Source organism: Paenibacillus arenosi (assembly GCF_014841135.1).
Lineage (GTDB): Bacteria > Bacillota > Bacilli > Paenibacillales > Paenibacillaceae > Paenibacillus_B > Paenibacillus_B arenosi.
The window spans coordinates 450,606-476,758 of the sequence record NZ_JACYTN010000001.1 but is presented as its reverse complement, the minus strand read 5'-3'; the positions used below and the strand labels follow the sequence as shown (position 1 = coordinate 476,758).

The 26,153-nt window shown below is 44.7% G+C and carries 24 protein-coding genes; 1 reads left to right on the top strand and 23 read right to left on the bottom strand.

All coding sequences use genetic code 11. The features are described 5' to 3' along the window. Positions 1-16: 16 nt before the first annotated feature. The 17 genes from IFO66_RS01995 to sucC form a co-directional block, all read right to left on the bottom strand. Positions 17-1,339, bottom strand: a complete 1,323-nt coding sequence (locus IFO66_RS01995; RefSeq protein WP_192023515.1) for a flagellar hook-length control protein FliK — start codon at positions 1,337-1,339, stop codon at positions 17-19. A gap of 75 nt (positions 1,340-1,414) precedes the next feature. Next, positions 1,415-2,338 carry a MotE family protein gene (locus IFO66_RS01990; protein ID WP_192023514.1) on the bottom strand — a complete coding sequence of 308 codons (924 nt, stop codon included), beginning with the start codon at positions 2,336-2,338 and terminating at the stop codon, positions 1,415-1,417. Positions 2,339-2,389: 51 nt separating this feature from the next. After that, on the bottom strand, positions 2,390-2,836 hold the full coding sequence (gene fliJ, locus IFO66_RS01985) for a flagellar export protein FliJ (RefSeq protein ID WP_192023513.1): 447 nt from the start codon (positions 2,834-2,836) through the stop codon (positions 2,390-2,392). 3 nt (positions 2,837-2,839) lie between these two features. After that, a complete protein-coding gene (fliI, locus tag IFO66_RS01980; RefSeq protein ID WP_028595577.1) occupies positions 2,840-4,177 on the bottom strand; it encodes a flagellar protein export ATPase FliI in 1,338 nt (445 codons plus the stop codon). After that, positions 4,167-5,009: a FliH/SctL family protein gene (locus IFO66_RS01975; RefSeq protein ID WP_420488641.1), complete on the bottom strand. Its 843-nt coding sequence runs from the start codon at positions 5,007-5,009 to the stop codon at positions 4,167-4,169. Before IFO66_RS01975 ends, fliI begins: the two co-directional genes overlap by 11 nt. Before the next feature lies 1 nt (position 5,010). Further along, positions 5,011-6,024: a flagellar motor switch protein FliG gene (gene fliG, locus IFO66_RS01970; RefSeq protein ID WP_192023511.1), complete on the bottom strand. Its 1,014-nt coding sequence runs from the start codon at positions 6,022-6,024 to the stop codon at positions 5,011-5,013. A gap of 7 nt (positions 6,025-6,031) precedes the next feature. Then, positions 6,032-7,624 carry a flagellar basal-body MS-ring/collar protein FliF gene (gene fliF / locus IFO66_RS01965; protein ID WP_192023510.1) on the bottom strand — a complete coding sequence of 531 codons (1,593 nt, stop codon included), beginning with the start codon at positions 7,622-7,624 and terminating at the stop codon, positions 6,032-6,034. Positions 7,625-7,664: 40 nt separating this feature from the next. After that, on the bottom strand, positions 7,665-7,970 hold the full coding sequence (gene fliE, locus IFO66_RS01960) for a flagellar hook-basal body complex protein FliE (protein ID WP_192023509.1): 306 nt from the start codon (positions 7,968-7,970) through the stop codon (positions 7,665-7,667). 35 nt (positions 7,971-8,005) lie between these two features. After that, a complete protein-coding gene (gene flgC, locus IFO66_RS01955) occupies positions 8,006-8,458 on the bottom strand; it encodes a flagellar basal body rod protein FlgC (RefSeq protein ID WP_028595582.1) in 453 nt (150 codons plus the stop codon). A 3-nt stretch (positions 8,459-8,461) separates the two neighbouring features. Then, on the bottom strand, positions 8,462-8,866 hold the full coding sequence (gene flgB, locus IFO66_RS01950) for a flagellar basal body rod protein FlgB (RefSeq protein WP_192023508.1): 405 nt from the start codon (positions 8,864-8,866) through the stop codon (positions 8,462-8,464). Positions 8,867-9,162: 296 nt separating this feature from the next. After that, positions 9,163-10,560, bottom strand: coding sequence for an ATP-dependent protease ATPase subunit HslU (hslU, locus tag IFO66_RS01945; protein WP_192023710.1), 1,398 nt, complete (start codon positions 10,558-10,560; stop codon positions 9,163-9,165). A gap of 30 nt (positions 10,561-10,590) precedes the next feature. Next, complete coding sequence (gene hslV / locus IFO66_RS01940) at positions 10,591-11,133, bottom strand: ATP-dependent protease subunit HslV (protein WP_192023507.1); 543 nt, start codon at positions 11,131-11,133, stop codon at positions 10,591-10,593. Between the two features lie 70 nt (positions 11,134-11,203). Continuing rightward, positions 11,204-12,532: an FADH(2)-oxidizing methylenetetrahydrofolate--tRNA-(uracil(54)-C(5))-methyltransferase TrmFO gene (trmFO, locus tag IFO66_RS01935; protein WP_192023506.1), complete on the bottom strand. Its 1,329-nt coding sequence runs from the start codon at positions 12,530-12,532 to the stop codon at positions 11,204-11,206. A 50-nt stretch (positions 12,533-12,582) separates the two neighbouring features. Beyond that, positions 12,583-14,673: a type I DNA topoisomerase gene (topA, locus tag IFO66_RS01930; protein ID WP_192023505.1), complete on the bottom strand. Its 2,091-nt coding sequence runs from the start codon at positions 14,671-14,673 to the stop codon at positions 12,583-12,585. A gap of 62 nt (positions 14,674-14,735) precedes the next feature. Continuing rightward, positions 14,736-15,854: a DNA-processing protein DprA gene (dprA, locus tag IFO66_RS01925; RefSeq protein WP_225445419.1), complete on the bottom strand. Its 1,119-nt coding sequence runs from the start codon at positions 15,852-15,854 to the stop codon at positions 14,736-14,738. A gap of 304 nt (positions 15,855-16,158) precedes the next feature. Next, positions 16,159-17,097 carry a succinate--CoA ligase subunit alpha gene (sucD, locus tag IFO66_RS01920; protein ID WP_192023504.1) on the bottom strand — a complete coding sequence of 313 codons (939 nt, stop codon included), beginning with the start codon at positions 17,095-17,097 and terminating at the stop codon, positions 16,159-16,161. Positions 17,098-17,123: 26 nt separating this feature from the next. Further along, positions 17,124-18,284 (bottom strand): ADP-forming succinate--CoA ligase subunit beta, encoded by a 1,161-nt coding sequence (gene sucC / locus IFO66_RS01915; RefSeq protein ID WP_192023503.1) that lies wholly within the window; start codon positions 18,282-18,284, stop codon positions 17,124-17,126. Between the two features lie 478 nt (positions 18,285-18,762). Between sucC and IFO66_RS01910 the strand changes: the two genes are divergently transcribed. Further along, the gene (locus IFO66_RS01910) at positions 18,763-20,310 is read left to right on the top strand and encodes a YifB family Mg chelatase-like AAA ATPase (protein WP_192023502.1); all 1,548 of its coding nucleotides are present in this window, start codon (positions 18,763-18,765) and stop codon (positions 20,308-20,310) included. 753 nt (positions 20,311-21,063) lie between these two features. Here the strand turns inward: IFO66_RS01910 and IFO66_RS01905 are convergent. From IFO66_RS01905 to ylqF, 6 genes are all read right to left on the bottom strand, one after another. Further along, positions 21,064-21,471, bottom strand: coding sequence for a YraN family protein (locus IFO66_RS01905; RefSeq protein ID WP_192023501.1), 408 nt, complete (start codon positions 21,469-21,471; stop codon positions 21,064-21,066). Then, positions 21,464-21,778 carry an EscU/YscU/HrcU family type III secretion system export apparatus switch protein gene (locus IFO66_RS01900; RefSeq protein WP_192023500.1) on the bottom strand — a complete coding sequence of 105 codons (315 nt, stop codon included), beginning with the start codon at positions 21,776-21,778 and terminating at the stop codon, positions 21,464-21,466. Before IFO66_RS01900 ends, IFO66_RS01905 begins: the two co-directional genes overlap by 8 nt. Then, complete coding sequence (locus IFO66_RS01895) at positions 21,775-23,769, bottom strand: DNA ligase (protein WP_192023499.1); 1,995 nt, start codon at positions 23,767-23,769, stop codon at positions 21,775-21,777. Before IFO66_RS01895 ends, IFO66_RS01900 begins: the two co-directional genes overlap by 4 nt. Positions 23,770-23,860: 91 nt before the next feature. Beyond that, the gene (locus IFO66_RS01890) at positions 23,861-24,523 is read right to left on the bottom strand and encodes a ribonuclease HII (RefSeq protein WP_192023498.1); all 663 of its coding nucleotides are present in this window, start codon (positions 24,521-24,523) and stop codon (positions 23,861-23,863) included. A 139-nt stretch (positions 24,524-24,662) separates the two neighbouring features. Next, the gene (locus IFO66_RS01885; RefSeq protein WP_192023497.1) at positions 24,663-25,055 is read right to left on the bottom strand and encodes a hypothetical protein; all 393 of its coding nucleotides are present in this window, start codon (positions 25,053-25,055) and stop codon (positions 24,663-24,665) included. A 234-nt stretch (positions 25,056-25,289) separates the two neighbouring features. Then, a complete protein-coding gene (ylqF, locus tag IFO66_RS01880) occupies positions 25,290-26,150 on the bottom strand; it encodes a ribosome biogenesis GTPase YlqF (protein WP_192023496.1) in 861 nt (286 codons plus the stop codon). Positions 26,151-26,153: the final 3 nt, after the last annotated feature.

The following is a 26,153-nucleotide window of genomic DNA, read 5'->3' as shown; positions in this document are numbered from 1 at the left end:
TCCCCGAAAGCCGTACTTAGGCACTAGCATCAAAAGAAGAACCCGTTAAGCTAGAAGATGCATGGTTCACTTGTTCTTCCGAATCCAATCCTTCGATCTCATTACCATCCAACTCTACCGTATCCACCTTAGATGAAGAGCGGTTAGAAGATGAATGCTGCTCTTTACTGGAATGAGATTGGCGGTCTCCTTGGAACATCGAAGATGCCATTGCAGAAGCTTCAGCAGTTGAGTGCTGGCTTACTTCTAGCTTGTCTACTTGGATACCTGAAGCTTGCAGTGCACCACGTAAAGAAGCAAGCTGTTGGTCAATCATCTCTTTCGCCCCAGCATGTTCGGTAAAGAACTGAGCTATTAATTGCCCATTCTGCATCGTAATCTTGATATCTACTTGTCCCAAATGCTCAGGATATAGTCGAATTTTCGCCTCCGAAGTACCGTTAAAATGACGGATCGACATTTGTTTGATCAACATCTCGCCCATGTTATGTGCAAATTGCTGAATCGGCACTTGCGGTATCGGTTTGGCAGATGTCATTCCCTCTGATCGAAGAGCAAACTGACTGACTGTCATTTGTTGAGTTGGGACTTCTGACCCATCACCGCTCATTGCTGTCGCCATCATTTCACCGCTCTTGCCAGCGCCCTGCTCTTGGTGGGCCGTAGCAGAAAGCGATTGACGCAATGTTTCTGCCGCAACCGTATTCGTATCCGTTACTTGAGCCAGTACATTCGCAAGTACTGTCTGATTCGGATTCGCTTGCTGATGCTTCATAAGCACTTCACCGAGTTGTTTCAGATGCTGCAGCATATCGTCTACCTTTACAGCAGCCATTTCACCAGTTGCTTGGTTCGTCATCACGCGCGCGTACTGTGCAAATTGTTCGAACTGATCAAGTGCAACAATACTAATCGTTTGCGGTTGGTTCATTAATGCTTGAATTGCTGCTTGCTGTTCAGCAGATAAGGACTGCCCTTCTTGTTGAGTTAATAAGTTTTGAGCTTGTACGATCCACTGATGTAATGCATTAAACAATCCCGAATCCTGCTCGATCTGTTGTTCCGCTTCTTTAAGAGCAGCTTCTAGTTGAACGAGTAATTGCTCGATAAGTGCTAGTTGCTCGTTACCTTCTACTAGAGAAGCATCCGCCAGTAATGGCAGAGGATATGCAAGCCCTGTTTGAGAAGTAGCTGTCGAAGAACCATTCATCAATTGCGCTAGCGAGCTGCTAAATGCCGCTCCATCAACTGGTGACACACCACTCGTAGTAGCAGCACCATTTCCAGCCACTGAGGAAGCTGCACTTGTTGCAGAAACACTTGATACGTTCATTGTCATTATTGTTCACCTCCTTTCTTAAATTACTTTAAAGCTCATCTTACCGTTTACTATTTGCGTACTATCAGCTTACTTCTACTGATTAGGAAGAAGCTTAGCAACAAGCTTAGCAGTCGCTTCTTTATCAATCTTTGTCATCGCATCTAGCAGTTTAGAACGTACGTTGTTATCCACTGTATTCAATACTGCTAATGCCTTGGTTGGGCTAACCTTCGCTGTTTCTAACAGCACTTCAGCACCACTCTGTGGAGTCATGCTAGCAAATGTCTTAGATAACTCTGCTTTATCCAAACCTGTGTGAGACTTTTCTTGCACTTGCTGCTTCTTCAATCTTGCTTGTAAAGCTGCAATTTGTTGATTTTCAGAAGACTTGCTGTCCTTAAGAATCATGCTCACATCAGCAGCTACTTTGGGATTCATTTTTTCCAAAATTTTCACGCGCTGTTCTTCTTTCATCTCATTCATAATGAGACTCACTTCTTCAGGCGCCCAATTTTCCATAATTGGAGCTGCTTTGCTCGGCATCATTTTGCCATACATAGAGGCAAGCTCTTTAATTTGCTTTGTATAACTGTCTTTGTCAGAGTTCTCATTCTGTTGTTTGAACTCATCTACTTGTTTCTTCAAATCCTTAACTTCTGATTCAAGTGCTTGGCGCTTGTCAGCCAAAACTCGCAAATCCTTATCCTTAGAAGCAAGCAGCTCCTTCAAATCAGCTATTTGCTCTTCTGCTGAAGGATCTGATGGAGAAGAATTTTTCTCTTCATCCTTCTTACTGTCTGCTCCTCCAGCTGATTCCTTCTTGTCCGATTCAGGCAAAAGCTTATTGATAACAGGTATGTCCTCTGCCCAATTTAAAATATTATTGCGCCAATCTACATTGAACAGTGTCAACAATACACCTAATAGAATGACCGTGAATACGATCGGTGTAATGATAAACAAAAAGCGTTCAAATCCTGAATAAGACGTTTTTTCTTCGTACATCTCTTGCGCCATTGTTATCCCTCCTGCTTGTGCGGCGGGTATAGATGTTATGTAATCTTTACATTAACGAGAAGCCATAAAATATCGTACTGTAGCCATTTCGTCGAGTTCATTTTGCTCCATCAATGAAACCTGAAGCTTAAATTGCTGTTCTGCTTTTTCACGAGCTTTAACCCATAGTTTCTCATCGGACATACACTGGTGCAGGGCACTTTGTTTTGTCGATACGACACCTTCCGCCTGCTTGACACGTTGATAATGAACGATTAGCTTCTCATCCAAATGTAAGATGTGATGCTGCCACATTTGAAGCTCATGAACAGGTGCACAGGTGTTTACCAGCTCCTGCAAAGTAATAGTCGCGTCATGACGTTCTTTCTTAACACGAGACAATGAATCTTCTTCTGCCTGAAGCTCACCAATTGCTTGCGACAACATCCATTCTGCCTGCTTCTTCGTGTTTGTCTTTAGATCGAGTACCTTTTGAAAAGGATACTGGAAACCCTTCACCTATTACTCACTCCTTGTGAATTGCATCTTCAATCGTTCAATCGTTTCCTGATAATCAGGGTGCTCGTGTATACGCTGCTTCGTAAAATCATTTATCGCTTCAATAGAAGCAATGGCTTCATCAATAGCTGGATTTGAACCATGTTGATAAGCCCCTATATTAATCAAATCTTCTGATTCGCGATATACGGCCAACAGACGCTTCAGCTGTTCTGCTGCCAGTTGATGTTCTTCGCTCACGATATCCTTCATTACTCGACTTACGCTTGCAAGCACATCAATTGCAGGAAAATGTCCTTTATGAGCTATGCTCCGATTTAGTACAATATGACCGTCTAGTATGCCTCGTACAGCATCGGCTATTGGTTCGTTCATATCATCACCATCGACGAGAACGGTATAAAAGGCCGTTATGGACCCATGTGTTCCTGTACCACTTCGTTCCAATAGCTTCGGCAAATTGGCGAACACAGATGGTGTGTAGCCTCGTGTTGCTGGTGGCTCACCAATTGCGAGCCCAACTTCACGCATAGCCATCGCATATCGAGTTACAGAGTCCATCATCAGCATGACGTTCATGCCTCTATCTCTGAAATACTCCGCGATTGTCGTAGCAATAACTGCTCCTTTAATCCGTACTAATGCTGGTTGATCTGAGGTAGCGACAATAACAACTGAGCGCGCGAGCCCTTCTGGACCAAGATCACGTTCAATGAACTCCAACACTTCTCGACCACGTTCACCAATTAAGGCAATTACGTTTACATCCGCTGCTGTATTACGAGCAATCATCCCTAATAGCGTACTTTTCCCGACACCTGATCCGGCAAATATACCGACACGCTGACCGTTACCTATTGTGAGCAAGCCATCAATCGCTCTTACGCCTACACCAATTGGTTCTTCCACGCGCAATCGCTTCAATGGATTAGCTGGACTATTAGAAGTAGAATAGGGCTTCATTCTCGTTGGTAAGTAGGAGCCATCCAAAGGTTCTCCTAGTCCATTAAGCACTTTTCCAAGTAACTCAGAGCCTACTTGCACCGTAAGTGGCTTCCCCGTACCTACAACGTCACAACCAGGACCAATATCGTCCAATTCTCCTAATGGCATTAAGAGAACTTTATTGTCACGAAACCCAACAACTTCAGCCTTTAAAGGAGTTCGACCTTTGCTCGGATAGATGTAACATACCTCTCCGATACTTGCATCTGGCCCCTCCGATTCAACGGTCAAACCAATTACTTGAGTAACTTTTCCGTTTACACGAACGGAATCAACATGCTCTAAGCGTTCCTTATACTTCTCCAGATTCCAACGATAATGGGTATTAGATGTCATTATCGCTTCTCTCCTCTTGTTGATGCGCCACTTGCAAGAGTGCTTTCTTTATCTCTGCTAGCTGCGTATCAATTCTCGCATCAATGCTACCAAGTGCTGAGCGTATCACGCATCCGTGATCTTTAACCGTTGCGTCTGGTATAATTTGCAGTTCTGCCTGAGAGTCTATCGATAGACTCAATTCTTCTCTAGCTGCATGAAGCATGTTGAAATGCTCCGCTGAAACACATAATGTAATCGTTCCAGATTCACGCTTGCGAGATAGTTGTGTACGAATCATATCCACAATCCGTTCTGGGTCAACTGCAATCTGCTCATTCATTATTTTTTCAGCAATCATACAACTGAGTGACACAACAAATGGCTCGGCTTCTTGAATGATCTGTTCTTTGAGCTGATAAGCTTGTTCAAGGATCGTTGCTGATTCTACTACTTTGCTGGCGTAAACTTCTTGCACAGCTGTCTCCGCTTTCTCGTATCCCTCTGCATATCCGGTTGATAGTGCTTGCATTCTAATCTCATCACGCAAAGCATCATCCTCACTCCGACGCTCATTCCACCATGCTTCAATCTGCGCTTGAGTCTGTTCAATTAATTGCTCTGCCTCAGCTGTCGCATGCCGAACCTGATCCTCTGCCAACGTTTGTGCATCTTCCAATATAGTACGGCGCAAATGAGCCAACTGCTCATCACGAGCCAATAATCGCTCTGCATTCCATTCTTCTTCCGTTTTAGCAGCTGCAGTTTCTTCTTCCTGCAGCTGCTGATGTTTACGCACTGCCTCAAGCAGGCGAAGTTGTTCTACTGGAACATAGTGAGAAGGTTTGAGCACATTAGACAATGATATCGTCTCCTCCGCCACGTGCAATAATGATCTCTCCAGACTCTTCTAGACGACGAATGATTGCCACGATACGAGTCTGTGCTTCCTCCACGTCACGCAGCCGCACTGGGCCCATAAACTCCATTTCTTCTCTGAATGTATCCGCCATACGCTTCGACATGTTACGGAATACAGCATTGCGCACATCTTCGCTTGCCACTTTAAGTGCAAGTTGTAGATCACCGTTATCGAGATCACGGATAATACGTTGAATCGAACGATTATCGATATTAACAATATCTTCGAACACGAACATGCGTTTCTTAATTTCTTCTGCAAGTTCAGGATCTTGAATTTCAAGTGAATCCAAGATGGTACGTTCTGTACCACGGTCTACACCATTCAAAATGTTTACGATCGACTCGATGCCGCCCGCGCTTGTGTAATCCTGTGTGACTGTCGCTGACAACTTCTGTTCCAAAACAGACTCTACTTGGCTGATTACTTCAGGTGTAGTGCTGTCCATTAAGGCAATACGGCGTGCTACATCCGCCTGTTTTTCTGGAGCCAACGAAGACAGGATCTGCGAAGACTGCTCCGTTTGCAAATAAGACAATACCAATGCAATCGTTTGAGCACTTTCATTTTGAATAAAGTTCAAAATTTGTAGCGCGTCTGCTTTGCGAGCAAAATCAAATGGTCTCACCTGTAGTGTTGCTGTCAAGCGATTAATAATATCGATAGCCTTAGAGGAGCCTAATGCTTTCTCTAAAATCTCTTTCGCATAATTAATACCGCCTTGAGAAATGTACTCTTGAGCTAAGCAAATCTGATGAAACTCGCTTAAAACTTGCTCTTTCTCAGGTGTATCTACTTTACGAACGTTCGCAATTTCCAATGTTAATTGCTCGATCTCGTCGTCACGTAGATGCTTAAAAATTTGTGCTGACACTTCCGGCCCTAATGATATGAGCAGAATCGCTGCTTTTTGTTTACCTGTCAAACTCACTGAACCTCTAGCCATTATCTGCTCACCTCGAATCATCTAGTAGCCAAGTTCGTAGCAAGTTCACAAACTCTTCTGGCTTTTTCTTAGCTAGAGCTTCCAACTGCTTACGCACTTGGTGCTCACTTGTAACATGTTCCAAATCGATGGAAGGAAGCTCGATATTTGTCGGAATAAATTGCACATCATCGAGTTCATATTCTTCTTCTTGGCGCTTCCGTTTGCGCATTACAGCAAATGCGATTCCACCGCCCACAAGTAATAATAAGAGGACTCCAGCCCCATACCATACCCATGTCGGGATTCCAGACTCAGCTGTTACCGCTACATTAGTCTCATTTTGTGCAATGACAGAAACTTTTTGCTTCAATACATCGTCTGTAATAGTAACGTTATTTTTCGTAGCTGTTGTCTGAAGCTGAGCAGCAACGATAGACTTAAGAACTTTTTCAATAGAATCTCGCTGTGCATCAGTAAGCTGTGATTCAACTGCTGCATGAATGGTTAAATCTGTTACAGCATATGGACTAGATTGTATCGCTTTTTTAATACGCGTTACTTCATAGTTGACTGTACGCTGTGATTTTTCGGATTGTGTTTGACCACTGTTAGTGTCGCCTGGATAATTTGGAACTTCACCATCGCCAACACCTGCAACTCCACCTTCTCCAGCACCACTGCCATTAAACGATTCTTGAAGTTCTTCGACGCTAATCTCGATACCTTTCATATTCTCTTCGTCAACTGGCTTAACTTCGTTATGTTCTTCTGTTTGAATATCGAAGTTGAGATTAGAAGAGATTAATACATTAACCTTGTCAGGACCTACAAAGCTGGATAAGAACATGCGAACCTTATCACTTAGTTCACGTTCGTATCTGCGTTGTACGGCCAGTTGATCATCAACTGTGCCAAGGAATGAACCATTTACGCCATTACTTGAGCTTGATGCATACAGTGGGCTATTCCCTGTCATCATGCTTATATTGTCGATCTCTAAGTTAGGCACGGCTGTACTTACTAGATTGAAGTATCCGTCTATCACTTTTTGATCCGGCACATAGCCTGGTTTGAACTTCAATACAATTGATGCAGAAGCTTGTGGCTTCTCTGCTTCCATAAATACGGTTTCTTGCGGCAAATTAATAAGAACTTGTGCATCCTGGATGCCTTCCATCTGTCTTAACAAGCGCTCTACTTCACCGTTTAGCGCATCTTTGTAACGAACATCGAACACGTTATCGGTCATTCCGCCCATCATTCCGTCTGGAGAGAAGGAGTCAAAGCCGAGAGAACCATTCTGGACGATACCTTGTGCGCCTACATCAACCTTTGCTTTTGCTGCCATAGCTGCTGGAACAGAAATAGATGCACCATCAGGGCTTAGTTGATAGGGAATGCTGTTCGTATTTAAGTATTCAATAATTCCTGCAGCATCACTAGAATTCAAATCTTTAAAAGCTAGTGAGTATTCTGTCTTAGATAACTGATATGTAACGATTCCAATAGCTAAAAGTAAAATGATAAATGTTGATCCTAGAAGCAACTTCTGCTTCTTGCTGTACTGATTCCAATACTGGGTAGCTCGCTCCCTGTACTGGCCAATTTTTTCATTCACACCTCGTCACCCCACCAATACTGTGTAAGACATCACGACATTATAATTGTATGCGCATGATCTCTTGATACGCTTCGATCACCTTGTTGCGGACTTGAGTTGTTAGTTGCAAGTTGAGAAGCGCACGTTCCGAGGTAATCATGACCTGATCGACACTGGCCTCACCTATTAGGAACTTGTCATTTACATTATGTACTTGTTGTTCTTGTTGCTCTAAATTTGCAATTGCGTCTGTTAGGAATGAGTTGAAGGATTCTGTTACTTCAGCTGGAGATGTTGGTTTAATCACATTGCTCATACCTGAGATTGAGCCTGTTTGCACAGGTGAAATCGAATTATGAATCATGGTGGACCTCCTAGTCAATTATCGCTTGTTGCATATTAGCCTCTACCGATCTCTAGTGCTTTCATTATCATTGACTTGGAAGCATTCAGGGCCGTGACATTAGCCTCATAGGAGCGTGTAGCAGAGATCATATCTACCATTTCTTTCGCAATATCCACATTTGGTAAAGATACATAGCCTTGTGCATCTGCATCAGGATGTGTTGGCTGATAGACTCGCTTAAATGGAGTTTCATCTGCTTTAATTTGAGTGACTTTTACGCCACGAGGAATAGATTGTCCATTCATAGCTGCGTTCAATGATTGTTGAAAAGTAGGTTCTGTTGGTGACATTGCAACCATCTTACGGCGGTATGGCACGAACTGCCCGTTCACATATTGAGCACGAGTCGATTCAGCGTTGGCAATGTTTGCGGAAATAACATCCATACGCAGTCGTTGGGCAGTTAGGCCTGAAGCACTGATTTGAAAACTACTGCCTATCATTATTTATTACCTCCTTGCATCAATAGCCGTTTTCATCATGTTGATATGATGATTCAACTGCTGAACATAAGTATAATAACGAAGCTGATTTTCAGCCTGTAATGTCATCTCATGTTCCATATCCACATTGTTCTTGTTGTTCCCCATCACACTATGCTTGTCCTGGATGAGCGATGCTTGAGGTACCCCAGATCTAGGACCAATGTACATATGCTTCTCATGAGTTCGTCTACCTCTAAGCTTGTTGTTGCTAAGCTGATCACGAAGCAATGATTCAAATTGAACCTCAGAGCGCTTAAAGTGAGGGGTATCAGCATTCGCAACGTTGTTCGCTATAACGTTTTGTCTCAATACTGAGGCCTGTATAGCACCTTCTAAGCGCTGAACGTGTGAACCTCCCATTAAATTCATGCACTTAACCTCGCATTCTACACATTTTCCTTTGTATCGTAGTTCTACATGTCTTGCTATTATCCTGCAAAGTTTCGACAAAAAAATAAAAAAATGAGACAGTGTTACCTGTAACATTTTAATATCTTTCATCATTCGAGCATGTTTTTCATAATATTACATTCGTTCGTATATCGAAACATCTTAATCATCTTAAAATTTGTCGAAAATGACAATATGAAAAAAGCCCTATCTTTCGCACGAAAGATAGGACAATTTTTGGGAAATTATCATTATTTGAATACAATTTTTCACTACTAAAGAATGTATTGGCTTAAATCTCGATCTTTTGAAATATCAGTAAGCTTTTCCCGTACATATTCTGGAGTAATTACAAATTGTCCTAAATTTAATTCCGGAGCTTCAAAGGACAAATCTTCCAGTAATTTTTCCATAATTGTATGCAATCTTCTAGCTCCGATATTCTCCATGTTCTGATTAACGGAATAGGCAATATTAGCTATTTCACGAATTGCGTCTGAAGAAAATTCAAGGTCAAGCCGCTCCGTTCTCAGCAGCTCCACATACTGCTTTGTCAATGCATTCTTCGGCTCTGTAAGAATAGACACAAAATCGTCGGTGGATAAGCTCGTTAACTCCACCCGAATCGGAAAACGGCCCTGCAATTCAGGGATCAAATCAGATGGCTTCGCAATATGAAACGCTCCTGCAGCCATAAACAAAATATAATCTGTTTTTACAGAGCCGTACTTGGTCATGATCGTTGAGCCTTCAACGATTGGCAAAATATCTCGCTGCACCCCTTCGCGTGATACATCAGGCCCGTTTCCGCGACTGCTGGATGCAATTTTGTCAATTTCATCGATGAAAATAATGCCCGATTGTTCTGCACGACGAATCGACTCTTGAATCACATCATCCATATCGATTAATTTAGCCGCTTCCTCTTGCGTAAGGACTTTACGAGCTTCTTTAATTGCTAACTTCCGTTTTTTCGTCCGCTTCGGCAGCAGGCTCCCTAGCATCTCCTGCATGTTCATACCCATTTGTTCCTGTCCTGGGCCAGAGAACATATCCAACATGTTAGGTGCTGCTTCTTCCACATCAATTTCTACAACATCTTGCTCCAATTTGCCCGACAATAATTCAAAGCGTGTTTTACGACGTCTCTCATCCAGCGTTGGGTCCGTTTCCGGTTCCGACTTGTTAGCCGATCCATTATTTTGTCCAAATAACATTTCGAACGGATTTCGCTGTTGAGAAGATTGAGCTGCAGAAGGAACGAGAATTTCAACTAAGCGTTCATTCGCCTGCTCTTCTGCTTTCTCTTTTACCTTCTCTGTCCGTTCATTTTTGACCATACGTATAGCCGTTTCAATCAAATCACGAACCATTGACTCCACATCACGACCAACGTATCCTACCTCAGTAAACTTCGTAGCTTCCACTTTGACAAAAGGAGCCTTTACAAGCTTAGCTAGACGGCGTGCTATCTCAGTCTTACCTACTCCGGTAGGTCCGATCATCAAAATATTTTTTGGAACGATTTCATCTTGAATAGTTTCATCCAGCAAGCTTCTACGATAACGATTGCGCAGTGCAATAGCCACGGAGCGCTTTGCTTTTTTTTGACCAACAATATATTTATCAAGTTCGTTCACAATCTGTCTGGGTGTCCACGCTTGCTCACTCATCATTTATCCTCCATTTCTGCTATTGCTGTTTTAGCATTCTTCCACAACAAGGTTATCATTTGTATATACGCATATTTCACTTGCAATATGAAGAGCCGCCTCGGCCATTTCTTTTGCTGTCATATCAACAGCATGCCGTTTCAAAGCACGCGCTGCTGATAATGCGAAGCTACCTCCAGAACCAATGGCCACAATACCATCATCGGGCTCTATAATTTCTCCACCGCCAGAAATGAGCAGCATATGTTGTTTATCCATAACGATCATGAGCGCCTCCAGCTTACGAAGAACTCGATCTTGTCTCCAATCTTTAGCAAGCTCAACAGCGGCACGCTGCAAATGACCATGATGTTCTTCCAGCTTCCCTTCGAACTTCTCGAACAAAGTGATTGCGTCCGCAACCGAACCGGCGAAACCTGCCACTACTTGACCTCGATATAGTCGGCGCACTTTTCGAGCATGCTGCTTCATGACCATACTATTGCCGAATGTTACCTGTCCATCACCTGCAATGGCGCCTTGCCCATTATGCCTTACAGCACATATTGTTGTCGCATGAAACTGCATTTCCATCGGAGGAACCACCTTTCGTATAGGAATATCGAAAAGAAACAGCAGGATATCCTGCTGTTTCTATAATACGTTATGATGAATGAATCGTTTCAAGCTCTTCTTTAAAGTTACGAATCGATTCCAACGCTCGTTGTGCAAGCGCGTCATTTTTATCTTTTTTATTACGAATACGTGTTTCAAGCGCAGGGAACAAACCAAAGTTCGCATTCATTGGCTGGAAATGCTTCGAATCTGCAGTTGTAATATATTGTGCCATACTACCTAAAGCAGATTCTTTTGGTAGTGTGACACACTCTTTTCCAAGAGCTAATCGAGCAGCATTCAAGCCTGCAATCATACCAGATGCTGCGGACTCTACATAACCTTCAACACCTGTCATCTGTCCAGCAAAGAACAACGACGGACGTCCCTTGAACTGATAAGTTGGCTCCAACAATTTTGGAGAGTTAATGAACGTGTTACGGTGCATAACACCGTAGCGTACAATTTCAGCGTTCTCAAGACCTGGAATCATACGGAATACCCGCTTCTGCTCTCCCCATTTCAAATGAGTCTGGAAGCCAACCATATTGTATAGCGTGCCTGCTGCATTATCTTGACGAAGTTGAATAACTGCAAATGGAATTTTGCCCGTCTTCGGATCAGGAAGCCCTACTGGCTTCATAGGACCGAACAGAGCCGTTTGTTTGCCTCGTTTCATCATAACTTCAATCGGCATGCAGCCTTCGAAGTAAATTTCCTTTTCGAACTCTTTCAGCTCTGCCTTCTCAGCCGTAATCAAGGCCTCATAGAATGCATTGAATTCCTCTTCTGTCATCGGACAGTTCAAATAGGCTGCCTCACCCTTATCATAGCGTGATGCAAGATATACTTTATCCATATCGATACTGTCTTTGTCAATAATCGGTGCAGCTGCATCATAGAAATAGAAATATTCCTCACCCATCAAATCTTTAATTTGCTGGGACAAAGCCGGTGAAGTCAAAGGACCTGTAGCAATGACAGTAATCCCATCCAATGGAATAGACTCCATCTCTTCATTACGAACTTCAATTAAAGGGTGATTTTTAAGTGTCTCTGTAATTTCACCAGAGAAGCCGTCACGGTCTACCGCTAAGGCTCCACCAGCTGGAACAGCATGCTTATCAGCAGCTTGAAGTACTAGAGAATTCATCATGCGCATTTCTTCTTTAATAACACCTACTGCATTCGTCAAGCCATTTGCCCGCAAGCTATTAGAGCATACAAGCTCTGCAAATTGATCGGTGTGATGAGCTGGTGTCTTACGTACCGGTCTCATCTCATATAAAGTAACAGGGACCCCCTGCTGTGCTATTTGCCATGCCGCTTCACTGCCCGCTAAGCCGGCACCAATGACGGTTACTCTCGGCTTATCCATCTATGATGTACCCCTCTCCATTGTTACAAACTGTACCTGTAACGATTCAACTATTCTTCTTCTGATTCTTGTAACACTTCGTTATGTTCACACTGTGTACATTGCAGCTTCGTCCCTTGCTTGGAACGTTTCTCTACCATTAACTTACCACAGCTTGGACATGGCTTCGAAGATGGTTTATCCCACATTACGTGGTCACATTCTGGATAACGATCGCAACCGTAGAATACGCGCCCTTTTTTGCTTCGACGCTCTACAAGCTTACCTTCGTGGCAAGTTGGACACGCTACTCCTGTATCTTTAACGATCGGCTTCGCATTGCGGCAATCAGGGAAACCTGAACAAGCAAGAAACTTGCCGAATCTTCCGATCTTATACACGAAATGTCTACCACATTTTTCGCATATTTCATCAGATACTTCATCTTCAATTTCTATTTCTTTCATTTCTTCTTCAGCAACTTCCAGTCGCTTCTCGAATGATTCATAGAAATTGCTTAGTACTTTATCCCACTGCTGCTGGCCATCTTCTACTTGGTCGAGATCTTCTTCCATATGTGCTGTAAATTCTGCATCAAGAATTTCTGGGAAGAATTCTTCCATTTGTTGAATAACCAGCTCACCAAGCTCTGTCGGAACAAACTTCTTCTCTTCAATTGCCACATAGCCACGCTTCTGTATCGTCTCCAATGTAGGAGAATACGTACTAGGCCGTCCTATACCGAGCTCTTCAAGCGTCTTAATCATACGCGCTTCTGTATATCGCGGTGGAGGCTGTGTAAAGTGCTGCTTAGGCTCGATAGCTTCCTGTTGCAATTTGTCTCCAACCGTTAATGGTGGAAGTAGCTTATCTGTTTCTACCGTACCATCATCGTTTCCTTCTACGTAAACCTTCATAAAGCCCGGGAAGCGTACCTTGGAACCATTTGCGCGGAACAAAGCTCCTCCAGCCAGCAAATCAACTGTCATTGTATCCATAACAGCAGATGTCATTTGGCTCGCTACGAACCGCTCCCAGATAAGCTTATACAAGCGGAGCTGGTCACGAGACAAGAAAGGCTTCAACGTTTCAGGATCACGAAGAACAGAAGTAGGTCGAATCGCCTCATGCGCATCTTGTGCATTTGCAGCTTTCTTAGCATATTGACGTGGTGTTTCTGGTACGTAATCTGCTCCGAATTTTTCACTTAAGTAAGTACCCGCTTCTTCTTGGGCAACTGGAGAAACACGCGTCGAATCTGTACGCATATACGTAATAAGACCAACGGTACCCTCTTTACCTAAGTCAACCCCTTCATATAATTGCTGTGCCACAGACATCGTCTTACCAGCACGGAAATTCAATTTGCGGGCTGCCTCTTGTTGCAAGGAACTCGTTGTAAATGGTGGCGAAGGATGACGTAGACGCTCTTTCTCCTTCACTTCTTTTACTTCAAAAGCCTGCTTCCCGATAGCATCCATAATTGCTGATACATCGGCTTGAGAGCCCAGTTCCTTCTTCTCTCCGTTCATGCTATGGAACTTCGCTTCAATCGGAGATTTGTCACTCTTCAGCATCGCTGTTATGGTCCAGTATTCCTCTGGAACAAACAGGTTAATTTCATTCTCGCGGTCCATTATGAGTTTGACTGCTACGGATTGGACACGTCCAGCAGACAACCCCTTTTTCACCTTTTTCCAAAGCAATGGACTAATTTTGTAACCGACCAAACGGTCAAGGATACGTCTCGCTTGCTGTGCATGCACGAGGTCCATATTAATTTGACGCGGTGTCTTAAACGCATCCTTCACCGCTTGCTTCGTTATCTCATTGAAGACAACTCGACATGGCTCTGCTTCATCCAATTCCAATACATGAGCAAGATGCCATGCGATTGCTTCTCCTTCGCGATCGGGGTCAGCCGCGAGATAAACTTTTTTTACTTTTTTGCGTGCATCTCTTAATTCCTTAAGAACAGAGCCTTTGCCACGGATCGTAATATATTTAGGATTGAAGTTGTTATCCACTTCTACTCCAATCTGACTCTTCGGCAAATCACGCACATGGCCCATTGATGCTTTAACAATATATTTACTACCTAAGTACTTGCCAATGGATTTGGCCTTAGTTGGTGATTCTACAATAACTAGTGAATCTGCCATAGGCGCATCCTCCTCTCCGACAACCAATCAATACTATCCTATAATTCCTAGAGAATAATCATTCATATCGAACGATACACTCCAGGCTGATGTTCATAAATACGTTTCTTTATTTGCAAGGATAACAAATGCTGATGCAAATCCGCAAATGGCATACCACTCTTCTGAAATAAGTCATCAAGTGAACAGTCTTGCCCACTAATGATATCAAATAGTAAATGCTCCATGTCATTCAGCCATTCATTAGCTTTCACATCTACGACCGTTTCATTATTGTATGACTGAGGCAGGCTTGTCAACAGGTGAACGTATTCTTCCACAATATCCCCTGCTGTTGCAACTGGTTTAGCCCCTTGCTTTAACAATTCAAATGTACCTGCTGATTTAGGTGAAGTAACAGGGCCGGGAACTGCGAATATATCCCGAGATGCTTCTAACGCAAACTGCGCAGTAATTAGTGCTCCGCTTCTAACGGCAGCTTCGACAACGACTGTTCCTAAACTAAGTCCAGCAATAATACGGTTGCGTCTCGGAAACATACCAGGATGCCCTGGAGTTCCTAACGGGTATTCAGATAGGACCAAGCCAGATGCTGCTATCGTATCTGCTAAATGATTGTGCTGAGCCGGATAAATCGCGTCACAGCTCGTACCAAGTACGGCTATCGTTTGTCCTTTATTGAGCGCTCCTTCATGACTCGCTGCATCAATGCCACGTGCGAGCCCGCTCACAACGACTAATCCTTGCTCCGTCAATTGTGAAGATAAAGACTTGGCCACTGTCTTACCATAGACAGTCGGGTTTCGTGTGCCGACCATAGCAATGGAATATTGTTCTGCCACCGACCATACTCCACGGCCATACAACACCCAAGGCGGCTCATGAATTTCTTTCAAGCATTCAGGGTAGCTTTCATCATACATCGTAATCCAATCTATACCCGATTTATACGTCAACTCTAACCTTTTTTGTAAATGACTTGTTGTGTACCCTCCTGCAAGGCGTTGTGCATAAGCAGGTTTAAATCCTGCATCTACCCATTCTGCGCCTGGTCGGTCAAGCCATGCAGACAGTTGCTCGCAACCAAGCAGTTTGATGCAGGTATCGATCGTATGCCACCCTATACCCTTAATTTGATGCAGGGCAAACAAACAATCTTGGATTCTCCACATTCGACTCATCTTCTTTCCTCCTCTTACAGATGAAGGAAGCTCGTCAACCGCTCCCCTTATTTTGCTTTACCTTAAGACAGAATGCAAGTATACGTTTACATACGTATATCTCAACTTTGTAATATTTCTACAAATCCTTTATACGACAGCTACAAATTTGAGTGCCTGTCAGCACTTCTCTTCTTTCCATTTGTAAAATAAAATTTCAGGAATTACATGTTTATCCGCTCAATTGACGTAATGAAAATAAAAAAAGCAACCTCCCACACGAATGTGCAAAAGGTTGCTTACCTTGTTTAACTACGATATTTGATTATGCGTGTTGATGCGTAATGCAGTCTTTCAACATGCCCTTCTCTTCAAGAACACGAACCAACGTAGAACCCATTTCAGAAGGAGTCGGTGCTACTTGAATACCGCAAGCTTCAAGAACCGCGATTTTTTCAGCAGCTGTACCTTTGCCTCCGGAAATGATAGCGCCCGCATGACCCATACGCTTTCCTGGAGGCGCTGTTGCACCACCGATGAAGCCAACTACAGGTTTCTTCATGTTAGCCTTAACCCATTCTGCTGCTTCCTCTTCAGCTGTACCGCCGATTTCACCGATCATAATAACCGCATATGTGTCCGGGTCATCATTGAAACGGCTCAAAATATCGATGAACTCAGAGCCTTTAACTGGGTCACCACCGATACCTACAGCAGAAGACTGCCCGATACCACGTGTTGTCAACTGATGAACAGCCTCATAAGTCAATGTTCCACTACGGGATACAACACCGACATGACCTGGTGCATGGATGTATCCAGGCATGATGCCAATTTTGCACTCTCCTGGTGTGATTACGCCTGGACAGTTAGGTCCAATAAGAACCGTACGTTTGCCTTCCATATAGCGCTTCACTTTTACCATATCAAGAACAGGAATTCCTTCTGTGATACAAATAACGAGATCCAGGTCCGCATCTACTGCTTCCATAATTGCATCTGCTGCGAATGGAGGAGCTACGTAAATAACGCTAGCTGTAGCGCCTGTCTGTTGCTTAGCTTCTACAACTGTATTGTAGACAGGAAGTTTAATTTCCGTACCGTTTTCAAGAGTAATGTCCACCGTTGTACCACCTTTACCTGGTGTTACACCGCCGACCATTTGTGTACCATATTCAAGGGCGCCCTTCGCATGGAATAGTCCTGTAGCGCCCGTAATTCCTTGTGTAATGACTTTGGTTTCTTTGTTAATTAAGATACTCATCGCACATCCACCTCTCGTTCGCCAGATTATTGAACCAAAGCGACAATTTTTTGCGCTCCGTCAGCCATGGAATCCGCTGCTACAATGTTCAGGCCGGATTCGTTCAAGATGCGTTTACCAATCTCAACGTTCGTACCTTCCAAGCGTACGACTAGTGGACGACTCAAGCCAACTTGCTTCGCCGCTTCAACAACACCGTTCGCAATAACATCACAACGCATAATGCCGCCGAAGATATTAACGAAAATACCTTTAACATTCGGATCAGACAAAATGATCTTGAACGCTTCTGTTACTTTCTCAGTCGTCGCGCCGCCCCCAACATCAAGGAAGTTAGCCGGTTCGCCGCCATAATATTTAATAATATCCATTGTTGACATTGCAAGTCCTGCACCATTAACCATACAGCCAATGTTGCCGTCTAGTGCAATGTAGCTCAAATCAAATTTGGAAGCTTCGATTTCTTTCTCATCTTCTTCATCAAGATCACGATACTCTAAAATATCTTTATGGCGATACAATGCGTTGGAATCGAAGTTCAACTTCGCATCCAATGCCATAACTTGTCCATCGCCAGTAACAACTAGAGGATTGATCTCTGCGATAGAGCAATCTTTATCTACGAAAGCTTGGTATAGAGCCAACATGAACTTAACTGCTTTGTTCACAAGCTCTCCTGGGATATTAATGTCATAAGCCAACTTACGTGCTTGGAACATTTGAAGTCCTACAGCTGGGTCAACTACGACTTTAATGATTTTTTCAGGTGTATTTTCAGCTACCTCTTCAATATCCATACCGCCTTCTTCAGAACCCATCATAACGACGCGGCCTGTCGCACGGTCTACTACGATACCTACATAGTATTCTTTCTTGATGTCGCACCCTTCTTCGATTAAGAGACGCTTAACCTCTTTACCTTCAGGGCCAGTTTGGTGTGTAACAAGCACTTTACCTAGTATTTCACTTGCATAGGCACGAACTTCATCTAGGCTCTTCGCAACTTTAACACCGCCTGCTTTACCACGGCCACCTGCATGGATCTGAGCCTTAACGACAACTACTGATGTACCTAATTGTTCTGCAGCTTGCACGGCCTCATCCACGCTGAACGCAACTTTACCATTCGGTACAGCAACGCCGTATTGTTTTAATACTTCTTTGCCTTGATATTCATGGATATTCATTGTGCATCCCCCTATCCGAATCGTATGGGTTAGAATGATAATGCTTATGCAGCCAAGCAAATGCTCCTTGCATATTTCGACAACTGTGTCGTTAACAGAGGAACGGTTAATACTAAGGTCTGCTGCAATAATAATACTAGTGCATGTCAAGGAATGGACGGTAATTCCAACCAATCCGAACACATTGTAACATGTTTTTAAAGCGCTTTCCTACCATAATTATTACAAAATACACATTTGTTTGATATCAAATTCATCTCTCAATGAGATAGATCACTATTTTTAGTTCATTTAGCATACGTTTACAGCAGATATTTACCCTAAAACTAGTAAAAATCTATCAGCTAGTTGACGAAAAATGCGTTTCTTCCATATAATATATCACAAATTGAGATTATTCGCGCTTGGATAAGGAAGCACCTTTCTTGCGCATTCCCTTACTACAATTTGGAATGTGAAAGAAGAGGTGTTTTTTATTATGTATGGAAGTATATGGAGTGCAGCTGTATATGGGGTCGAAGGTCGCATGATTCAAATGGAATTTGATATTTCTTCTGGACTACCACATGTCGCAGTAGTAGGCTTACCTGATGCAGCAGTGAGGGAGTCTATCGATCGAGTCCGCAGTTCAGTACGCAATTGCGGCTGGAAATTTCCTTTAGAGCGCATAACGATCAATTTAGCCCCCGCTGATCTACGTAAAGAAGGAACGTCTTACGACTTGGCTATGGCAATTGGCATCCTTGGTACTAGTGGACAACTGGATTTATCGCTTTTTCGCAATATGCTAGTCGCAGGTGAATTAGCCTTAGACGGAACGACACGTCCCATCCCAGGAATATTGTCAATAGTTGATGAGGCGAGAAGACAAGGCATTACACAAGTACTCGTTCCAAGTGCCAACGCACCTGAAGCTGTATTGGTAAGTGGAATAGAAGTTTATAGCCTGTCTACATTAGCACAATTACGCCAGGTGACGGACAGTGCCGGCAGCTTGTCCAGTCTGTTGTTCTCCCCTCATTCCTCCTATTTACCATCCATGACCAAAGTCGGATACCTGGACGACGGACATGAAGACTATGCGGAGGTTCGAGGTCAAGAACATGCCAAACGTGCGATGACCGTTGCCGCTGCAGGGATGCACAACATCTTACTTAGCGGTCCACCTGGAACGGGGAAGACAATGCTTATTCGCCGTCTCCCTACGATATTGCCCCTATTAACTGACGATGAAGCATTAGAAGTTTCCAAGCTGTACAGTGTTTCTGGAAAATGGGAGCAATCATCAACAGGATTGATTCAGATGAGACCTTTCCGTTCTCCCCACCATTCCATTTCTCCTGCTGGGTTAATTGGCGGAGGAAGCTTTCCTAAGCCCGGGGAGATTAGTCTCGCTCATCGAGGTGTATTGTTTTTAGACGAACTACCCGAATTTCCGCGTCAGACGTTAGAAGTATTGCGACAGCCTCTCGAGGATCGGCATGTCACGATTAGCCGCACACGAGCCGTTTATCGCTTCCCTGCGCACTTTATGCTGGCTGCTAGTATGAATCCTTGTCCTTGCGGCCATTTTCAAGCTACTGAACACTCTATATGCACTTGTACACCCGCACGCCTGCATCATTATCGCTCGCGCCTATCAGGGCCCTTATTAGATCGAATTGACATGCAGCTAGAAGTACCTCGCATCTCATTGCACGCCACCAATAACAAAGTGATCGATTCCGCTCAATTGCGGGAACAGGTCATGCTAGCTCACGAAAGGCAGTTGCACCGCTATCGTCATTTGCCATTACGCTTCAACAGCGAATTAAGAGGTTCTTGGCTCCAGCAGTATTGCGCCCTTTCTACAGCGTCATCTACTATGCTTCAACAGGTGTATGATGAACTTGGGCTAAGCATTCGTGCTCACGATCGTATTCTCAAGCTCGCACGAACAATTGCAGATTTAGAAGATTGCGAACAGATCGAAATCGGACATTTAGCAGAAGCGATCAGCTATCGCAAGCTGGATAGACCTGCATAATGTATTTCAAACGTTCATGTATGTAAGAGTAATTCTGGTGTTGTAATAGAGCCAGCGGGTTTGTATTATAGACAACCTGAATACTACGGCTATCGTAATCACTCTAACGAGTGCAGTAGAGCCTATTGTGTTAAAATGGACGAGTTTTGAATAGTAACGGGTGTCACAGCGCTTTTCGTCAGAAAGAGTAAGTATATGCTTCAGTTTGGCTAAATTAAGCTCATCTACACCCGTTATCTTTTTAAAATGGGCGATACAGCGCAAGTAACGTCAACAGCACCCATTAGAGGTAGTCTACCTATTTGAAAAATAAATTGCGGATTATAGATGAACACGAAGCTCAAACTTACATTGAGATCACGAAGAATAGATTAAACAACTAGAACAATATTACCAATATGTTGATGCAACATCCAAGCTGCTGTTATTTTGCGATTCAATATACTGCTTCATATCAAACCGAGCTAATTTTAAAATACGCCGCTATTGACAGTAACCATCCATGCTGTCAATAGCGGCGTATTCCTAATTCAAATGAGTGTATGTTGACAGAAGCACACGGCCGCCTCCTGCTACTTTTCACATAGAATAGACCGAACAAAAGATAAGATCCTTGCCGCCTAATGTATTGTAATTCACTCTTTACAGTTCATAAATACATCATAGTGCATACGTTGACGTTCATGCTTCACAGTTCATACTTCATATCTCTATCCATAGAATCTCTGATAAGTGTCAGAACTAGAACTATATTTAAAATGCATGTTCAATATGCTCTAGTTCCAGTACTGTATCTCCATCCCCTTGCTTCGGATACGTAATGATAATGGCATCACATCGAATCTTCGCTTCATATAGACGAGTCCGATGAATATACTGTTCGACTATAGCTCTCACTTGCTGCTGTTTGCGAACATCTATCGCTTCCCGAGCCGTGCCGAACGAACCACCTTCCGTACGGCTCCGAACTTCAATGAACACCCACCACTCGCCATCTCGAGCAATCAAATCCAACTCTCCCTGACGACAGCGCCAATTGCGCTCGACTACCGTCCAACCCATTTGCGTGATATGCTGCTCTGCTTGCTGCTCCGCATGTTTTCCTATTTCACGACGGTTTCTTTGGACACCTCTAGTCGACGGTTGCCTCCGTTCAGTCATCCGCTCGCACCCATCCCTTCGCTGCACGTTGATCAGAACGATAAACAAATGTGAGTACTTCTGCTACAAGTTGATACAACTCAGCAGGAATCTGCTGATCCAGATCAAGCTTAGAAAGAACTTCCACGAGAGAGGCATCCTCTTGAATCGGGACACCATTTTCGACAGCCGTAGCTACGATGCGCTCTGCTAATAGCCCTTGCCCTTTGGCAACGACAACAGGTGCTGTAGCTTGCCCAGGCTCATAGGAAAGCGCAACCGCCTTGCCCCGTTTCTGCGGGGTTGATGTTGATGACTTGCGACTCATATGCGCAGATCCACCCCTTTGTACGGAGTCGGTGAATACGAATCGAGCGTACGATTTACTTCCGCTGTATCCGCATGCTTCTCAGGAGGCGCCTGCACTCGGAATGCCGACAATTGATACCCGATGCTTACCAGCGCTTGATCAATTTCTTCACGGTAGCCTTGCAGTGCTTCTTGCACCTGCTCGCTCGGATGATGAATATTCAAAGCAACGAGCTTGTCAACCACATTAACATCAACAACCGTATGTCCGAGTGCTTTCAGATCCAAGTCAAACCACAAACGGCAGTTGTCTGCATCAAGCTCGCCCTTGCGACCTTGGCGAGCTTGGATATGCACAGCTGCTGTTTGACGCCCATCAGGCGTTACAAACGGGACGTGCAAGGTGACATGTGCAAATGGCAATGACCGATCGCTCGTTAAGAGCAGTTGCTGTCCCGTTATATTTTGCACGAGCTGCTGGGCCGCATCGCGTACAGCTGGCGGCAGCTGCTCGTGTTGGAGAAGCTGAAGCAGCGCGCTCTTCAGCGACTCTGTAGCGACAGCCGGAGCGGCGCTCTGCGCGGCTGCCGCTGGCAATGGGGCAGCTGCTGCTTGCGCGGCCTCCGCCCCTAGGCGTGCCATAGGCACGCCAGCGCGAGCGCTGTCCGCACCTGCAGGCGCAGCCTGCTGCTGTGGTGCGGCTGTGCTGCTCGCGCTCGCAGGCGGCGCATCTGCCTGCGGCGCCGCCTGTGCAGCGCCTGCTGCGCTGTGCAGCAGCGCGCGCTGCACTTGCTGCTCATGCGATACGCCGAGCAGCGTCAACATACGCCCGATAAGCGCGCCTCCATTGGATGGAGCGCTTATCGGGCGCTGTGCTGCGGGATCCGCACCATCACCAGTAGGTGTGGATCCCGCAGCTTGACGCCCAGCCAGCCCAGCTTCAGCTGGCTGGGCGTTGCCAGCAGCTCCTGCGCCAGTTGGCATCGCAGGAGCTGTACTTCCCGCCGCGCCACCAGTGGCAGGCGTAGCGGTACCACTTGCAGCATTGGCTCCCGCTCCTGCTTGAGCTACTCCCCCAGCTGCCGAACCATTTGCCGTACCTTGAGCCGTATTTTGGGCACCACTATTTGTTGCAGCACCTGCTCCCGCTCCTGTCTGCGCCGCACTCGAAGATTGTGAAATACCAGCGGACTGTGCCCCAGTCTGTGTACCACTGCCCGTATTACCATTCGATGACGTAGTAAGAGGCCCTGTTGTTCCAGCAGCGACCGAAGAGTGTCCACCACGTGCCGAACTACCGCCATTGTCCATCAAATCCCCACTATTTGTAGGATTCGGCATCATTGCTACCAGCGTACGAACAAGTGCAAGCGCATCTTTCACTGCACCTGTCATCGCAGACGTTCCAGAAGAAGCCGATGATTGAAGCCAAGCTTCGCTGCTGCGTGTCAGCTGCGTCAGCATATCATGCATCGGTCTGCCAAATAGAACCGTTTGCAAACCTCGCATCGTCTCTGCAGTCAACGGCAAATTACGCTTCAGAGCCAGCGCAGCCGTTTGCACCCACTCATCCATTGCCACACCGTCAGGCTTCATTGCCATTACCTTTGACAACTGCGCCATCGTTTCTCTCGTCAACGGGATTCCACTCTTCTGCAAATCGCGCAGTATCGTACGTGCCCAAGGCTCATCTGGAAGCCCAGCTTGCTTAAGTGCATCCCCTATCGTTGGCAGCGGCTGTGAAGAATGAGCTTCTGATTGCTTTAACATAATAAGCCCGTCTTCTTGTTGGCCTTGCACTTGCATCCAAGTCGTCTGACCTGGGCGCATAGGTGTTTCAAGCACCGCTTTGACTGGCACACCATTTATTTGAACAACTGCTTCTTGTCCATTTTCCGATACACTCATTACTACACCGCGTACAACTTGTCCAGAACGAAGCTCTAACGCTCGCGAGTCTCCGGGTTTCGCCTCCCCAGTCATCCCTCGCACCAAATGTGATATATTCAACCATAACCCTCCGATACTTGCAGCATCACTATCCTATATATCGGCAGATATATCATAAATAATAAATGAACATACAAAAGACGCAGCCTGTTTAAAACAACGTCAGCTGCGTCTTCGTCTCTTCCCACTTCTTCAAAAACGTTCTGCGATGCATCTTTGTCGGCCCATACTCATCCAACGCTGCATAGTGCGCTTTTGTTCCATAACCCTTATGTACGGCTATTCCATACTCAGGGTACAACTCATTCCATTCCTTGCTGCACAATCGATCTCTTGTCACCTTCGCAATAATGGATGCTGCGGCGATGGATTGGCTCGTCGCGTCACCTTTAATAAGAGATTTTTGTGGTACATCTACTTGTATTTTTTCAGCATCGATAAATAGCATGTCTGGTGCAATTTTCAATTGTTCAACAGCTGTTTTCATCGCCAAACGGGTTGCTTGCTTTATATTCAGCTCATCGATTGCTTTCGCATCCATATGCGCGACTGACCACGCAACAGCATTTGCAATAATGTCCTCATAGAGCGCTTCCCGCTTCTTCTCTGACAATTTCTTCGAATCATTTATCCCCTCTAACTGCCAATCACGAGGCAAAATGACGGCAGCTGCTACCACATCACCAAATAAACAGCCACGCCCCACCTCATCAATACCTGCTATCGCTTCATAGCCTGCTGACCAAGCTTCACGCTCCAAAGCCAACAGATCGATAACCTCTGCTTCAGACGCAGACGATCGTTTCGCACCCACAATCGTTTCCCCCTGCCATTTGTACCTTACGAACAAAACACCAACTTACGGAGTCTACAAAACGCTCGATTTACAGACTTATATTGTATATGTAATCCCGTGTTCACTCAACCCTTACAAACATTCCACATGCTGGGGCTTAGTGATCCTGAGAACGAAATAATGCTTTGCAATAAGAATAACCAGCAACTAGCCCAAAGTAGTATACATATACATCATGATACAAAGGATACAACCATGACCAATTCAACGGTATATGCATCCACATAATTGGCACTAAAGCAATAAGTAAGCATGGCATCGTAATCACATAAAATAACTTCCAGTTTGTTGGCTTTTTACGTCTTGCTCCTCCTATCCAGACGAGCAAAGCTCCACCTAAAGCTGAAAATAGTACTTTTGCTACGATTGTCAACTCAACAAAATCACCCTTTTGTGCCCATTGAGTCATGATCCGTACACCTTTATGTCCAAAATAAATAAATACGATAGCTCCTATCAGCCAGAGCATATAGATGAGCACTTTCTTCACCCAACTTCCCCCTAACCATCTATGTCTATAACGAGTTCCTATTGTTAGATAAACAAATGAACATTCATTCGAACCATTCCCAATTGATAGTAACAAGGGTTGTTCACAAATGCTACATGAAAATGATTCAACATCAATCCGCAGTACTCTCTAGGTGCCCCAGACCAACACAAAAAGCTGCCCACCCAATGGCGAAGCAGCTTACTGAAAAGCATATTTTATTGCAATCGTACATCAAGGATGTTCCAACGTAACTTGCCCCATCTTGCCTGCTCGAAGCTCACGCAAAATAATGCCTGAAACCTTCTCAAGATCGACGCGCCCACCACTGACCAAGCAACCACGCTTACGTCCGATTTCCTCCATAATAGAGACAATCTCGTTCGGATCCTCAATATCATGAAGTGGCGTTTCCAATTCGAAACGCTCTTTAAGGCGTTCCAAATAATGAGCAGACATAAACTCCAGTGCATAGAAGGCAATATCTTCCACATTCAACACTTGATCTTTAATTGCCCCGGTAGCCGCCAAACGATAACCAACCATCTGGTCCTCGAATTTAGGCCACAAAATACCCGGCGTATCAAGCAGCTCCATTTCAGAACCTACCCGAATCCATTGTTGGCCTTTCGTTACACCTGGACGATCGCCCGTAGCAGCAACTTGTCTACCCGCCAGCTTATTGATCAATGTGGATTTACCAACGTTCGGAATACCTACGATAAGAGCACGAATAGGTCGTGGCTTCAATCCTTTAGCTATTAGGCGCTCAAACTTCGCTTCCAGCAGCTTACGTGCTTCCACTTGGATGTTCTGAATATTATATCCAGACGAAGCGTCCACTGGAATCGCTGCATGCCCTTCTTTACGAAAGACTTCCAACCATTTTGCAGTCACTTCTGGATCAGCCAAATCGCACTTGTTCATAATGATCAATCTTGGTTTATCACCAAGAATCTCATGGATCATTGGATTTCGGCTGGAAAGCGGCAAGCGCGCGTCCAATAGCTCAATGACTACATCAATAAGCTTCAGCTTATCTTGAATCTGCCTACGTGCTCTTGTCATATGCCCAGGAAACCATTGTATCGACATCGC

What these genes read in the sequence shown, in the direction of transcription:
- sucD (WP_192023504.1), bottom strand. Translation starts at nt 17,097, where the DNA reads ATGAGTATCTTAATTAACAAAGAAACCAAAGTCATTACACAAGGAATT.
- topA (WP_192023505.1), bottom strand. Translation starts at nt 14,673, where the DNA reads ATGGCAGATTCACTAGTTATTGTAGAATCACCAACTAAGGCCAAATCC.
- hslV (WP_192023507.1), bottom strand. Translation starts at nt 11,133, where the DNA reads ATGGAAATGCAGTTTCATGCGACAACAATATGTGCTGTAAGGCATAAT.
- fliG (WP_192023511.1), bottom strand. Translation starts at nt 6,024, where the DNA reads ATGGCTAGAGGTTCAGTGAGTTTGACAGGTAAACAAAAAGCAGCGATT.
- ylqF (WP_192023496.1), bottom strand. Translation starts at nt 26,150, where the DNA reads ATGTCGATACAATGGTTTCCTGGGCATATGACAAGAGCACGTAGGCAG.
- flgB (WP_192023508.1), bottom strand. Translation starts at nt 8,866, where the DNA reads ATGAATTTAATGGGAGGTTCACACGTTCAGCGCTTAGAAGGTGCTATA.
- hslU (WP_192023710.1), bottom strand. Translation starts at nt 10,560, where the DNA reads ATGAGTGAGCAAGCGTGGACACCCAGACAGATTGTGAACGAACTTGAT.
- trmFO (WP_192023506.1), bottom strand. Translation starts at nt 12,532, where the DNA reads ATGGATAAGCCGAGAGTAACCGTCATTGGTGCCGGCTTAGCGGGCAGT.
- IFO66_RS01900 (WP_192023500.1), bottom strand. Translation starts at nt 21,778, where the DNA reads ATGAGTCGCAAGTCATCAACATCAACCCCGCAGAAACGGGGCAAGGCG.
- IFO66_RS01990 (WP_192023514.1), bottom strand. Translation starts at nt 2,338, where the DNA reads ATGGCGCAAGAGATGTACGAAGAAAAAACGTCTTATTCAGGATTTGAA.
- IFO66_RS01910 (WP_192023502.1), top strand. Translation starts at nt 18,763, where the DNA reads ATGTATGGAAGTATATGGAGTGCAGCTGTATATGGGGTCGAAGGTCGC.
- IFO66_RS01995 (WP_192023515.1), bottom strand. Translation starts at nt 1,339, where the DNA reads ATGACAATGAACGTATCAAGTGTTTCTGCAACAAGTGCAGCTTCCTCA.
- IFO66_RS01905 (WP_192023501.1), bottom strand. Translation starts at nt 21,471, where the DNA reads ATGACTGAACGGAGGCAACCGTCGACTAGAGGTGTCCAAAGAAACCGT.
- sucC (WP_192023503.1), bottom strand. Translation starts at nt 18,284, where the DNA reads ATGAATATCCATGAATATCAAGGCAAAGAAGTATTAAAACAATACGGC.
- fliI (WP_028595577.1), bottom strand. Translation starts at nt 4,177, where the DNA reads ATGACATCTAATACCCATTATCGTTGGAATCTGGAGAAGTATAAGGAA.
- dprA (WP_225445419.1), bottom strand. Translation starts at nt 15,854, where the DNA reads ATGAGTCGAATGTGGAGAATCCAAGATTGTTTGTTTGCCCTGCATCAA.
- fliE (WP_192023509.1), bottom strand. Translation starts at nt 7,970, where the DNA reads ATGATTCATAATTCGATTTCACCTGTGCAAACAGGCTCAATCTCAGGT.